Origin of the sequence: Paenibacillus ferrarius (genome assembly GCF_002027705.1) — a bacterium.
Lineage (GTDB): Bacteria > Bacillota > Bacilli > Paenibacillales > NBRC-103111 > Paenibacillus_E > Paenibacillus_E ferrarius.
Map to the genome: position 1 here is coordinate 121263 of NZ_MBTG01000015.1, position 13392 is coordinate 134654.

At 45.2% G+C, this 13392-nt stretch carries 12 protein-coding genes; 1 reads left to right on the forward strand and 11 read right to left on the reverse strand.

What is annotated here, in order from left to right; translation table 11 throughout:
- Window positions 1-18 precede the first annotated feature (18 nt).
- The 11 genes from BC351_RS18015 to BC351_RS18060 are packed head-to-tail and all read right to left on the reverse strand — an operon-like array spanning window position 19 to window position 10483.
- Entirely contained in the window at window positions 19-651 is a 633-nt protein-coding gene (locus tag BC351_RS18015) for an acetyltransferase (protein ID WP_079414128.1), read from the reverse strand.
- Window positions 652-666: 15 nt separating this feature from the next.
- A complete protein-coding gene (locus tag BC351_RS18020; RefSeq protein ID WP_079414129.1) occupies window positions 667-1263 on the reverse strand; it encodes a sugar transferase in 597 nt (198 codons plus the stop codon).
- A gap of 22 nt (window positions 1264-1285) precedes the next feature.
- A complete protein-coding gene (locus tag BC351_RS18025) occupies window positions 1286-2251 on the reverse strand; it encodes a glucosamine inositolphosphorylceramide transferase family protein (protein ID WP_079414130.1) in 966 nt (321 codons plus the stop codon).
- The gene (locus BC351_RS42295; protein ID WP_158082130.1) at window positions 2239-2400 is read right to left on the reverse strand and encodes a YwzD family small protein; all 162 of its coding nucleotides are present in this window, start codon (window positions 2398-2400) and stop codon (window positions 2239-2241) included. The genes BC351_RS18025 and BC351_RS42295 overlap by 13 nt, the downstream gene beginning before the upstream one ends.
- 54 nt (window positions 2401-2454) lie before the next feature.
- Window positions 2455-3498: a UDP-glucose 4-epimerase GalE gene (galE, locus tag BC351_RS18030; protein ID WP_079414131.1), complete on the reverse strand. Its 1044-nt coding sequence runs from the start codon at window positions 3496-3498 to the stop codon at window positions 2455-2457.
- A gap of 22 nt (window positions 3499-3520) precedes the next feature.
- A complete protein-coding gene (locus BC351_RS18035) occupies window positions 3521-4594 on the reverse strand; it encodes an EpsG family protein (protein ID WP_079414132.1) in 1074 nt (357 codons plus the stop codon).
- Between the two features lie 21 nt (window positions 4595-4615).
- On the reverse strand, window positions 4616-5500 hold the full coding sequence (locus BC351_RS18040; protein WP_079414133.1) for a glycosyltransferase family 2 protein: 885 nt from the start codon (window positions 5498-5500) through the stop codon (window positions 4616-4618).
- Window positions 5501-5504: 4 nt separating this feature from the next.
- Window positions 5505-6614, reverse strand: coding sequence for a glycosyltransferase family 1 protein (locus BC351_RS18045; protein WP_079414134.1), 1110 nt, complete (start codon window positions 6612-6614; stop codon window positions 5505-5507).
- Complete coding sequence (locus tag BC351_RS18050; protein WP_079414135.1) at window positions 6599-7753, reverse strand: glycosyltransferase family 4 protein; 1155 nt, start codon at window positions 7751-7753, stop codon at window positions 6599-6601. The genes BC351_RS18045 and BC351_RS18050 overlap by 16 nt, the downstream gene beginning before the upstream one ends.
- A 9-nt stretch (window positions 7754-7762) precedes the next feature.
- Window positions 7763-8638 (reverse strand): UTP--glucose-1-phosphate uridylyltransferase GalU, encoded by an 876-nt coding sequence (gene galU, locus BC351_RS18055; RefSeq protein ID WP_079414136.1) that lies wholly within the window; start codon window positions 8636-8638, stop codon window positions 7763-7765.
- Between the two features lie 15 nt (window positions 8639-8653).
- Entirely contained in the window at window positions 8654-10483 is a 1830-nt protein-coding gene (locus BC351_RS18060) for a polysaccharide biosynthesis protein (protein ID WP_079414137.1), read from the reverse strand.
- A 469-nt stretch (window positions 10484-10952) separates the two neighbouring features.
- On the opposite strand from BC351_RS18060, the gene BC351_RS18065 reads away from it, so the two are divergent.
- Window positions 10953-13355 carry a right-handed parallel beta-helix repeat-containing protein gene (locus BC351_RS18065; RefSeq protein WP_079414138.1) on the forward strand — a complete coding sequence of 801 codons (2403 nt, stop codon included), beginning with the start codon at window positions 10953-10955 and terminating at the stop codon, window positions 13353-13355.
- Window positions 13356-13392 lie beyond the last annotated feature (37 nt).

Below are 13392 nucleotides of genomic sequence, written 5' to 3' on the forward strand. Positions count from 1 at the left end.
CCATGTTTTATCAAATTCCTATGAAGATTCAGCAATCGTCCGCGCAGGCGTGCCTACCGCTGTACGATAAGCTGGGATATCATGGATGACTGTTGCACCTGCTCCCACAGTTGCCCACTCCCCCATCCTCTTTCCTGGAATGATCGTTGCACCTGCACCGATCATAGCCCCTTCATGGGCTGCTACAGAGCCTGTCAGCAAGGCTTTCGGGGCGATGTGGACATAATCACCGACATAGGAGTCGTGTTCTACGATTGCGCCCGAATTAATGATAGCGTGATCCCCTATGACGACATCGGCATTGACAATGGTATAAGCCATGATCACCGACCCAACCCCGATTGAGGCGCTTGGGCTAACGATGGCAGAATCATGGATGAGAGTCATATAGCTATCGCTGGCTAAACCAAGCCGATCTGCAATGGTCTTGCGAACCCGATTGCCGCCGATTCCAATCACAAATTTGAGCGAGCTGATCTGTTCTGCCAGATCATGTGCGGAGGAAATAGGACCTCGATAGACGTCGCCGACGAGTTGTAATTGTTCATACTTGTCATCCAGGACAGCCCTGATCTTATATCCTGGCTTCGATCCAATTAAATCCTTGATTACTTTGCTATGACCGCCTTCACCTATGAGGGCAAGATCCATTATGTATCACAACCTTCATGAGAGGTTCGAACCCGAGAATTTCTCCATCGTTACATGATTGCCATGACTGATCCCATCAGACTTCAGAACCTTCACTACGGTTAATGCGAGTATTTTCACATCAAGAAGGAAACTTTGATTCTCCACGTACCAGACATCCAGCTTAAATTTATCTTCCCAGGAGATTTGGTTCCTGCCGTTGACTTGAGCCCATCCGGTAATGCCCGGTCGAACCAGATGCCGTTTGGCTTGTTCCTCTGAATAAAGCGGCAAATAATCCATTAACAGCGGCCTTGGCCCTACCAAGCTCAAATCCCCTTGAATCACATTAACCAATTGCAGCAGTTCATCCAGACTATACTTCCTTAGCAATTTGCCAAATGAGGTCAATCGGACGGAATCTGGAAGTAATTTCCCTTCGTGATCGCGTTCATCCGTCATAGTTCGAAACTTATACAGTTGAATCGCTTTCCCCTGCAGCCCAGGCCTCTGCTGCTTGAAGATCACAGGAGCCCCCAGCTTGAATCTTACGAGAATCGCGACAATCCCAATTATCGGGAGAAACAAAACAAAGCAAGGAATCGCTACCAGCAAATCAAATAATCGCTTCATATGCTATCTTCTCCTACTGATCTTAACTAAACATCCGTGATTTAATCCGATCCAGCTTCCATGCAAAATAGTTCCACCTTTTGGTCCGCTGGCCATCTACCGCTACCAGCCATTGCGTATCGCTAATCATGAGCTGGTCAATATGGTGCATGCCGTCTTTGCGCCAGTCTCGATCTTTATTCGTGCCTCGCAGCACGATCGACACTTCTTCATCCTTATACTCGAATTCAGACAGTGTATTTACTTTGAACACGCGCACAGAATTTCCGTAGTATTGGGAACCATCTTGGGTATAGCGAAACAATTGACTCCCCATTGCGACGAGGCGGCCTCCTGGTCTTGTAATCCTTTTGTCATTCGTAATGATCGGGTTCTGAGGATGTTCCATCCATGGACCCAATAACTGGTCTGCGTGGAATAAATGAAGGTTGCCTCCTTCGGAGCCAGCAAATATCCACCATTTGTCTTCATACTTCACAATGGAAGGATCCAGGAAGTTTCCTTCGAATAACACCGAGACGACTTCCCATTCGAATGGAAATTGCTTGGCTTTGTATAACAATACACGCCCAGCGCCTGAGGTCTCTGGCAGCATATAGACGTCATCCCCGATAACAAACACCTGCGGGTACGACAGATGAAAGCTTTCGCGCAGCACAATTCGCTGATACTCCCACTTGGCTCCGTCATCACTGATCGCTAAACCAATTTCTCCCCGTGCTGATCCCTTATTAAAGACTTCAAAAAACAAGTAAAATTTCTGCTTGTATGTGATAATAAAAGGGTCCGCTACAAATTCGGCCTGCACATCACGAACATCCGATGCTTGCAGGGAGGGCGTATCCAAATTGGTCTCCATACAGGAAGCCGAAATCATGTGCTCGGATTGGAAAACCTTAATTGCCCAAATCTGAGCAACCATTCCCTTCTGCATCAGAGACAGCAAATTCGAGAATTTCCGCAAAGATTTGCTGTTTAGGATTGACAAGTCATTTCCTCCCTCAGGACCAACAAAATCTGCCTTTTTATTTCTTCAATGAGCTCGTTGGCCTTCAGATGTTCCGATTCCTTGCCGATCCTGTAGACGTCGATGACAATTTCTTTCATCTGTTGACTTGTCAATGCAGATATATCCATGAATAAGACCTCTTTATCTATTAATAATGTAGGTGTGGTGCTGCAGGATCACTGCTACGAAATTCCCGCGCGAAGAAGAGGCTTCTCCTTGTTATACCCTTGCGGATTATTCACTTGCCAACGCCAAGCATCCTCGCACATCTCTTCAATGCCCTTCTGGGCAACCCAGCCGAGCTCTCTTGCCGCCTTCGATGGGTCTGAATAACAGATGCCGATATCTCCTGGCCGTCGGTCCGTCAACCGATACGAAATATGCTGGCCGGTTACTTTCTCGAAGGAAATCACCATTTCCATCACGCTGTAGCCACGTCCAGTCCCGAGGTTGTACGCTTCTACACCCGTCGATAACAGCACCTTCTCCAGTGCCTTCAAGTGCCCTCTAGCCAGATCCACAACATGGATATAATCCCTTACCCCAGTGCCATCGAGTGTCGGATAGTCGCTTCCGTAAATGTGCAGCTCCGTTAATTCGCCTACGGCCACTTGCGTAATGTATGGCATCAGATTATTGGGTTTTCCACTCGGGTCCTCGCCTAGCTGGCCGCTGCTGTGAGCACCAATTGGGTTGAAATAACGCAGCAGCGCAATACTCCACTCCCTATCTGATGCATACAGATCGGTCATAATCTCTTCAATCATTAGCTTCGTTCTCCCATAAGCGTTCGTTGCGCTAAGCGGGGAATCTTCAGAAATCGGCACGCTGTCCGACATGCCATACACCGTAGCGGATGAGCTGAACACGATTTTCTTGACCGCATATTCCTGCATCAACTGGCAGAGTACGAGCGTGCCCGTAATATTATTATGGTAGTAGCGAAGCGGGAGCCGAACCGATTCCCCTACCGCCTTGAACCCAGCCAAGTGAATGACTGCGTCTATCTCATTTTGCTCAAAAATGATTTCCATTGCCTCTCGGTCCAAGAGATCTGTCTCATAGAAGGTGAAATCCTTCCCCGTTAACTCCTTAACCCGCCTTAGCGATTCCAGACTGCTGTTGGCAAGATTGTCTACAACCACGATTTCATATCCCGCATTTAATAATTCCAAACAGGTATGACTCCCTATATAACCAGCACCACCGGTAACAAGGACTGCCATCATCTATACCCCCTATCCATTTTTAGAACCTCAAGTAATCGCTGGTATAATAAATATGCAAGGTCACTACATTCTCGTAGTAGAAATACACGAAATAAAAAGCAAGAATCAGGTAGTAAATCAGTTTCTGTTCTCTTCTGACAAATAAACTAATGACCCATGACATCAGAATGACATTATATAAGCCAAAGTAGATCGTAAACCTCGCGAAAATCCAATTCTGCGTGGCGATAGCCATGATCACAAAATTCAGCAAGGACATATTCACGATGTAATCACTTTGTGGAAATAACGCTCTGAGTTTATGTCTTCCCAAATAAGCAAACACGAGAGGGACAGCGCTCACGGCGACTCGAATGACATTAGCTCCGCCTTCCTGAAAGTTCTTGTACTCGCTGTAATGCGTATCTGCGATAGCTGAGAATAGGGCATCCGATAAGATGTTATATCCCAGAATCAAGATGACTGCCATGAATAGAAGGACGAACGTCGAGGCTGCCCATGCCTTTCTTCGAACAATGAAATAGATAGGAATAAGGATTAAAGCACTCTCATGAAAAGTAGAAGCGAAAGCAACTACGAGAAAATACTTTTGCCAGCTTCCAGCGAATAAATACTTAGTAGCCGCAAATACAAGGGCAGATGCCAGAAACTGGCGAACACCGTTCATCGAAACAATGTAAAGCCCTGACGTGATATAGACATAGATACTTAACTCAAATAGCTTTGAATACTTGTAGAACACATAGACAATGAGCACATTGGTCACTAGTGCGGTTAAGAAGATTAACAATTGCGGATTCGCCGTAAATGATTTCAAAATCATTTGCAGGACGCCAAAGCCAATATCCTTCTCTGCCATAATCTGCTCCCAAGTGAAATCATTAAGCTTGTAGGCATACATATAAAAGAACGTATCGCCTATGTTGTTGCGCAGCCCTGCTATGACAACAAATGTAGCCATAACGATGGCAGCCAACCATTTATTAGGCTTAATCAGTAGTGGTTCAGAGCCGATTGTCACAGGTTTGCCCAAATATCTGGAGAAGAAAGATGCCACATAAACGACAATCAGATTAACCCATAAGATAGCCATTCGGATATTCCTTTCGCGTGTCTAAGAGATTCTTGTTTTTCTAATCATGTACCAATAGAGAATGATGCCCAGTGGAATAGCTAGAAAAGTCAGCACCTTAGCCGGTGTTTCCTGCATAAACCTGCGATTCCCCGAAGTCATGCTGCTCGATACATAGTGAATGGATTGCCTGAATTTAAATAATAGGCTGGCATAGGGGAGCTTCATGAGTTCTTTCCTGTAGAAAGCAAATCCCTTGGGGTTCTTGCGATACTGCTTGAACATATTCATCGAGGAGCCATCCGGCAAATACTCCACACAGCAAAGCACTTCATTCATCAGCAGCATTTCATATTGTTGATCCAGCTTGTAATACTTATAAGCTAAGCCCACATACTTCTCATTCTCAAAAATGGGATAGGGATAGCTGCGAGTTAGTTCTGTTCGATACACCAGCTTCTTATCTCCCGTCACGCGATGCTTGCTGTACAGCTCAAAAAGTGTTGAGCTTGCAAGCTCTTCAGGCATCCTTGAGCCAACAATGCGACCATCTGTGAAGGCATCGAGCCCAATGATTCCACTTACACGATCATTTCCGTGTTTCTCCCAGAACGTGTTTATTTGTTCTACAGCGTTATCCGGCATATAATCATCGGAATCAATACAGACATTTAATTCCGTGTTGATCATTTGATAGGCGGTATTATGGGCTCCATGCATCCCCTGATTCTCCTGATGATGATAACGGATAAGAATTTCATTCTCCGCCTGCCAGCTTGCCACCAGCTCATGCGTGTTGTCCGTAGAGCCATCATCAATAATGAACCAGATGAAGTCTTTGGAGGTTTGCCGCTTCAGACTTTCGTAACAATGAACCAGACAATAGGCTCTGTTGTAGGTCGGTGTAAACACGGTAAGCTTCTTCATACGATCACCTCAATATGCCTAAATAAAAACCTTCTGTCCACGCTGCTGTATTCTTAATGTCGTAGCCCTTGTTCGATAAGGATAAAGCCGGAATCTGACGGGGGAAGTTCCCCGTTATGATTTGCTTCATTCTGTCTACCCACAGCTGCTTGTCGCTTAACGTCAGCCGCTCTACCAAATGGATATCCATATCCACTTCCTGGGTAATTTCGTCAGAAATAAGGCAAGGCAGCCCTGCACCCTGCGCCTCAATGAGTGTGACGGGCAGTCCTTCGTGCAGCGAAGGAAACACGAACAGGTCAAAAGCTTGCAGCAAGCGGGTAATATCACTGCGCACCCCGAGGAATCTGACCTTGTCCTGCAAGAGACAAGCTTTCACTTTCTTCTCGATGACAGCTCGCAGCGGTCCATCTCCGGCAAGAACCAGCACTGTATCCGGTCTCTCCCGATTCAATTGGGCAAAAACATCAATGAGGAAGGCATGATTTTTCTGATGAGCGAATCGTCCCACATGGCCAACCACGTAACAATCCGGTGGAAGCTTCAATTCCCGCCGAACTTGCGCTCTCACCTCGGGGGAAAACGCAAATTTATCACTCTCGATGCCATTTTTGAGAATCACCGCGTTTTTCTCTTTTTGAGGAAACAGCCATTCTGCCGCTTTCGTTGAGCAGGCTAGAAAGTGCGTTGCACAAGAGGCAATGAAGGTACCGGCAAACCATTTATAGAGCTTAGCGGCAATTCCGCCTTCACTGCTCGTATTATGACTATGGGCAATTCGTATAGGCGCGCCCGCTTTTTTGGCGGAACGCAGGACGAATCCACTCATTTTGTCCATATGGGCATGCACGATTCTATAATTCGTATACGCCCGGAAAAATTGATCCAACGCTTGGATATACTTCGCATGACCAATCTCCGAAACATAGGGAATCCGATGAATGATTCCACCCATCCCCATGATCTCAGCATCATAGGCTCCTGCTTTGCAGGTCAAGAAGTCGAATTGGACCTTGGTTCGATCCATATTCCGATATAGATTCATCAGGAGCGTTTCGGCTCCGCCTCGATTCATATTCACGACAACATGCAGAATTCTTATTGGATCGCCCACATGACTTCCACCTTTTCGTCCATAAATAGGGAATATATTCTGCTCTTTTCTTCCAGCACCTGATGGATGGCGTATCGACTTTCAACCCATTCACGCCCGCTCTTCCCCAGCTTCATTCGTAATGCCTGGCTGTGAGCCACCTGCTTAATTCTCTTAGCCATAGCTTCATGATCATTGGGAACGATAAGCCAGCCATTCTGCTCATTGCGTACCAGCTCATTATGGCCTCGGTTTTCACTTGCGATTATCGGAAGTCCACTCGCCATGGCCTCCATGAGATTCACCGGCAGACCTTCGCGCAGACTTGAGGCTACTGCAACATCGCACATCTGCAAAAGTTGATCGATATCACTGCGATACCCCAGGAATTCGATCCGATCCGCCACATGCAATTGCTCGGCTAGATCCTTGCATTGTTCTTTCAATGCTCCTTCACCAGCAAGCAGAAGCTTGACTTTGGGTGCATCCTCTTTGGCTGAAGCTAAGGCATGAATAAGCATTTGTTGATTCTTATTGGCATTGAACTCTGCCGCATAGAAGAGTAGAATGTCATCCGGTTGATACCCGTTTGCTGTCTTTAACTCCCGCTTATAGGAGTCTTCCACCGGTTTGAACCGTTCGGTATTCACACCAACGCCGTGAACATGTTCAACCCGATTAGCGCGGAATCGGTGATTAACAGCTAATTGGTAATCTTCCTCATTAATCGTTATTAAGCAATCCGTCAGATAAGAAAGCAATTTCTCTAAGGGATAATACACCAGCCAATGCAGATAAGGCGCTCCCTTGCAAAAGTGAAAACCATGCGCGGTATAGATGACCTTCGTGCCCTTCTTCCGCGCTTGTCGCGCTGCCAAGCGTGCCAGCACACCGCCCATTGGGGTATGGCAATGGATGATATCATAGTGATTCTCATTGATAATTGACTTTAATTGCGCGTAAGCTTTCAAGTTGGCTTGCCGGAGTGGGGATCTTTGAATGGGGATGTTCATCTTCTTGTCGACATACGGAAGCTCCATATTCCCGTTTGCGGCAATATGGACTTCCCAACCCTGCTCTTTGAACCATTTCATATATGGGACATGGAAGGCTTTGAAGTGATAATCAACGGTAGCACATAACAACACTTTCTTCGGCATCCGCATCCCCTACTTAATGAGTTCCTTCTCCAAAATCGAAGAAAGGTATTTCAACAGCTCGTATTTCAGATCCTCACGCTGAAGCGCGTAGTCGATGGTTGTTTGGATAAAACCTAATTTCTCACCCACATCGAATCGTTTGCCTTCAAATTCGTAAGCATACACAGATTCAAGGCGATTTAATTCAGCAATAGCATCCGTGAGCTGGATTTCCCCACCGGAGCCCGGCTCTTGATTGCTCAAAATATCAAAAATCCGCGGCGTTAAAATGTAACGCCCCATAATCGCAATGTTCGATGGCGCTTCCTCTTTCTTCGGCTTCTCCACTAAGTGATTAACGCTAAATAACCGCTTATTGATTTCCCTTCCATCAACAATGCCATATCGGGACACCTCATCGGCCGATACATGCTGCACACCGATAATGGATGCTTCTCTTTGTTCATATTGATGCATCATTTGCTTCAAACAAGGCGTATCCGCCCGAACAATATCGTCGCCGAGAAGAACAGCAAACGGTTCATCACCAATGAACTTGCGTGCGCACCAAATGGCATGTCCCAGACCCTTAGGCTCCTTTTGCCGAATATAATGGATCTCTACTTTGGACGACTTTTGAACTTCCGTTAACAGCTCGAATTTCTGCTTCTCAAACAAATTCTGTTCAAGCTCAAAGCAATTGTCGAAATGGTCCTCAATCGCTCTTTTTCCTTTGCCGGTCACGATAATAATGTCCTCGATTCCCGACTCAATAGCTTCTTCAACGATGTATTGAATGGTCGGCTTATCGACGATGGGCAGCATTTCTTTGGGCATAGCTTTGGTTGCAGGCAAGAATCTGGTTCCTAAACCAGCTGCTGGAATAATCGCTTTTCTTACTCTCATGAATGTTTGCTCCTTTTAGCCAATCGAGACTAGTTTTTTCGGAATTGGAATGACTTTGCTATTGGCTAGATCTAATAGCTGCGTTCTGAGGCTTTCTTTATCCAACGTAGCGTAGGTAGAGATCATTTCTTTGATTTCTTCCATATACAGATTGGCCGTTTTGCCAATATAAATTTTCGGAAAGACATGCTTTCCATCAATTTCATCTGCTTTCAACAACTCTTCATACAGCTTTTCTCCCGGTCTCATTCCGGTGAATTCGATACCGATATCTTCTAAGGAATTGCCGGAAAGCTTAATGAGATTCTTCGCCAGATCAACGATCTTGACCGGTTCTCCCATATCCAGAACAAAAATCTCTCCGCCTCTGGCTAAGGCACCCGCCTGAATAACTAATCTGGAGGCCTCGGGAATCGTCATAAAGTACCGAATCATGTCGGGATGCGTAACGGAAACAGGACCGCCTTTGACAATTTGCTGCTTGAATCGAGGAATAACGCTGCCACGGCTCCCGAGCACATTGCCGAAACGTACAGCAACGAACTTCGTTTTGCTTGATTTATCCATATCTTGAATGATCATTTCGGCCATACGCTTGGTCGCGCCCATCACACTGGTTGGATTGACAGCTTTATCCGTAGAGATCATCACGAAGGTATCCACCTCGTATTGACTTGCGGCCATCGCTACATTCATCGTCCCGATGACATTGTTCTTGAACGCTTCTTCCGGATTTCTTTCCATAAGAGGCACATGTTTATGCGCAGCGGCGTGATACACGACATTTGGCTTATATTTGTTCATGATCGACATCATTTTTTTGACATCCTGTACATCTGCTATTTCGGTAATGAATTCAATCTCTGTATGCCCGTCAGAGTCCTTTAATTCCATCTCAATGCTGTAGATGCTATTCTCACCGTGACCCAATAAAATTAATTTCTGAGGGCTGAACTTGGTGACCTGACGACAAACTTCCGACCCAATCGACCCCCCTGCTCCTGTAACCAGTACCACCTTGCCCGTGATATATTCGGAAATACTTTCAATATCCAGCTCAATGGGTTGGCGGCCTAGCAAGTCCTCGACCTGCACGTCCATGAAATGGTTCACGGACAGCTTCCCGGATACCAAATCTTCCAACATAGGAAGAGTTTGCGTCCTTGCTTTGGTTTTCGAGCATTCTTGGAAAATAAGATTTAATTCCTTTTTCCCCAAGGATGGAATAGCAATTATGATGTTGTCGATGTTTAACTCTTCCACCGCTTTTTCGATCTGATCAACCCCGCCATACACGGGTATTCCCAGGATATCCAAACCGTGAATATTCACATTGTCATCGATGAAAACAACAGGAACGAATTCCGCATCATTGCTTTTAATTAATTGTCTCGCGACCATCGTGCCAGCTGAGCCTGCGCCAACAATGAGCGATCTTTTTTTATTAACAGACTTATTCATGTAGGTACTTACAATAAGTCTCCAGCAGAAACGAGAGCCTCCGATTAATAACGAATGCAGCATCCATGTCACCGCGAGCAATCGAAAGTAAATATCATGGACAACGATTTGCTGAACAAACGCAACAGCAATCATCGAAAAGGTGATCGCCTTAAAAATAAACAGCAGCTCCGTGATGCTCGCATGCTCCCATGCCTTCTTATAAAGCTTATAGATGAACGAAAAGATATGATGACTCAGCAGCAAGGTTATTGAACTGACAACTAAGGGAAGAGACAGGACATGGAGGTTAGCATTTACCAAAAAGTGACTAAAGAAAATGGAAGTTAGCACGATGACAGAGTCTATTGTGACCAATAGGGATAAACGTTGACGATATGACAGAATAATTCACCCTTTCATTAAAGTTCTTAAGTATAGGGCCTTTGAGGAAAGACCTTATAATTAAAGCCTTTAATCCTTAGGGCATCTAACCCTGCCTCGCACCACACTTTTGACGACTGGCGTCTAAGGCTTGCATCGCCCACAGCATGATCGAGTACTTCCTTGGATAACGGTAAGGAGGCATCACCGGCTGATCCATCAGCTTGCAGAAAGGTTCTTTATAAAGAATATCAGCTTATTGCACGCTCTGAATTCTTTTATAAAGAACGTATAACTTTCTATTAATTCTTTATAAAGAACATTTATTCAAAAAAAAATAGGTGAATCTGCTCTTGCTTATCTTGTTTTCATTGTAGTTCTTTATAAAGAACGTGTCAATGGGGAATATTTATTTAACCTTCTAGTCTATAACCCTCACTCAACGATCTAGCAATTCATACACTATAAAAAAACGAAGAGGTGAGTATAGATGATAAAAGTTAATCTTAGTGATCTTGATGATATTAATCTAACCACCAAACTTCCTTCAGCGAACGATGTTCTCAGTTATGACAGCACTCAATCCAGTTGGGTGCCCAAGAGCCTGGTCATTGACAGCGCTGTCTCCAAACCCTATGTCATCGATCTGGCGACATGGAATATTAAAAATGACGGAACTAATTCTGCCGCTACGACCAAAGGCATTAACGACGCTTTAATGTGGGCAAGCTCTCAAGGAATTACCCATTGTCTTCTACCCAATGGTACCTATACACTCAAGATGGATAATACCTCTTTCTCATGCCTGCTTATTCCCAGCCGCATGCACTTTGAAATGGCCGACGGCTGCCTCGTGCAATTGGAAGCCACCTCTTCTCCTTGGTATAGAATCTTTAGTTTAAAAGGCACAACCAACTCGAGAATATCAGGCGGAACTGTCATTGGCGATAAGAAATCGCATATCTATCAATTAGCCGTCAAGTTTGTACGCGGCGGAGTCAACCCGGATGGTTCCTTAAATGCGAATACCAATTTCATCCGCAGCGAGGTTGTAGACAGATACAGTAACCCAGGACTGCTTAAGAGTTTCCGATTATGGAGTATGACTGGTGTTAACGCTACGGGATATAGCTTCTTTCAATATAAAGATACCGTATCTAGCAGCACCTTGGCCGGGTCTCGGACGAACGGTCTGTTCGCTCCTGCATCTCCAACAGGACGCGGCTGGTTTGCCGAAATCGAAAATGCCAACAAGATGATATTCACCATTGATATTACATCCTCTCCTCTTACCGACGACCAGATCGCCCAGCTTGCTGCCAAGGTCGATTCTCAGAACTATACGCATGAATGGGGACATGGGATTGAACTTGCCGGCGCAAACCATATTCAAATAGATAACGTAGACATCAGCAATTGCACGGGTGACGCCATCTTCGCATCCTGGTTCGAATACAAGCTTAATCCCGCAGATTACACGCAAAGTCAGATGGGGTCCCATATTTATATCCATAACTGCGATCTCCATCACTGTAGAAGACAAGGAATCTCTATCGCAGGCTCCAATGACGTCACGATTACGAACAATAAAATACGTTACATCGGTAGAGCTGACGACGGGAAAACCGAGGATGGCACAGCTCCCATGTTTGGCATCGATATTGAATCCATGTGGTCAGAAACCAACATACCGACCTGGCGACCTGAATTGAATCAAGCGGGCTTTGAGCTAAATACAAGAATATATATTAGAGACAATTATGTATTGAACAATAACCGCGGGCATTTCGTGAATGCTGATGGGATTTATGTAACCTTGGATAACAATACATTTGAAGGCTATAATGTTGGCGGAATAAGCTCCTATTTGAATAATATGTATGTGAAATATCTAAACAACACAATGATTAGTTGTGAGCTTACCGTTAAAGGGGACAATTTTGTTGACGGGGCACTCTGCACGAATGGGAATATCAAAATTGCCGACATCGCGGGAGCCGTCATTACGAACAGTAAGGTTGTAAATGGACTCTTCTACGGCTCAAGCACCTATGGTTACTTTGGTACTCCTACCGTTGATCTGGCAACGGGTACCTTCACCTTCAGCACGCCGCACGGTTTAGGCAATGGCGCAAAAGTTATCTTTGAGCAATGGATTGGCAAGGTTCCTGCGGGTGCTAGTGTCGATAAGCTTTATTATACCGTCAATATTACTGCAAACAGCTTTCAGGTCTCTGAAACTTTAAGCGGAAAGCCCATCACCATCACGGACATCGGCACTACTGGATTCAATCTAAGCCGTTATAATTATGGCAGATGTTATATCTCGGATATTACGGTTGAAAGAGACTGGCGAGCTGATAATTCGTTATCACCGAATTTCCAGCTGCTTCTCACAGGCGGCATTCTCCGGAATATCACGGTCAAAAACTTTGAAATCGATATTCGAACGCCAGCCAACTATGCAGGCAGACCGATTACCATCGACGGGATTACACTGATTGAAGGCGGGGCCAATTTCGAAGCCTGCAATCTAAGCAACGGCTCGTTCCTCCGAGCAAAAACTAGCATACTTGGAGGCGATATCGCTCTAGGCTCCAATGATGCACGTTATACAAGAAAAGTCATCGCCGACAATTGTTTATTTCAAAATGTTGGCATCAATTACAACGGGAACGTTACGAATAATCGCAGTACGCTGATCAACTCAAGCATAGGCAAAACTGACAGTACCACCATAGCGGTTATTACCAATAGCTACCTCGAGAACACCAAAATCAATTTGCACTGGCTTACTCGTGATAAATCCGTGACCATAGCGAAATGTATTTTCAATAATGTCGTGACAGATGTCAACGCAAATACCAGAATGCTGGATAACCTTACCCTATAACTGGATAGCAAAAAGGAAGGATAAGCGACCTCGCCGC

Bases quoted from the DNA above. Each gene is read 5' to 3' on its own strand.
- BC351_RS18015 (WP_079414128.1), bottom strand. From the start codon at position 651: ATGGATCTTGCCCTCATAGGTGAAGGCGGTCATAGCAAAGTAATCAAG.
- BC351_RS18020 (WP_079414129.1), bottom strand. From the start codon at position 1,263: ATGAAGCGATTATTTGATTTGCTGGTAGCGATTCCTTGCTTTGTTTTG.
- BC351_RS42295 (WP_158082130.1), bottom strand. From the start codon at position 2,400: ATGGATATATCTGCATTGACAAGTCAACAGATGAAAGAAATTGTCATC.
- galE (WP_079414131.1), bottom strand. From the start codon at position 3,498: ATGGCAGTCCTTGTTACCGGTGGTGCTGGTTATATAGGGAGTCATACC.
- BC351_RS18035 (WP_079414132.1), bottom strand. From the start codon at position 4,594: ATGGCTATCTTATGGGTTAATCTGATTGTCGTTTATGTGGCATCTTTC.
- BC351_RS18040 (WP_079414133.1), bottom strand. From the start codon at position 5,500: ATGAAGAAGCTTACCGTGTTTACACCGACCTACAACAGAGCCTATTGT.
- BC351_RS18050 (WP_079414135.1), bottom strand. From the start codon at position 7,753: ATGCCGAAGAAAGTGTTGTTATGTGCTACCGTTGATTATCACTTCAAA.
- galU (WP_079414136.1), bottom strand. From the start codon at position 8,638: ATGAGAGTAAGAAAAGCGATTATTCCAGCAGCTGGTTTAGGAACCAGA.
- BC351_RS18065 (WP_079414138.1), top strand. From the start codon at position 10,953: ATGATAAAAGTTAATCTTAGTGATCTTGATGATATTAATCTAACCACC.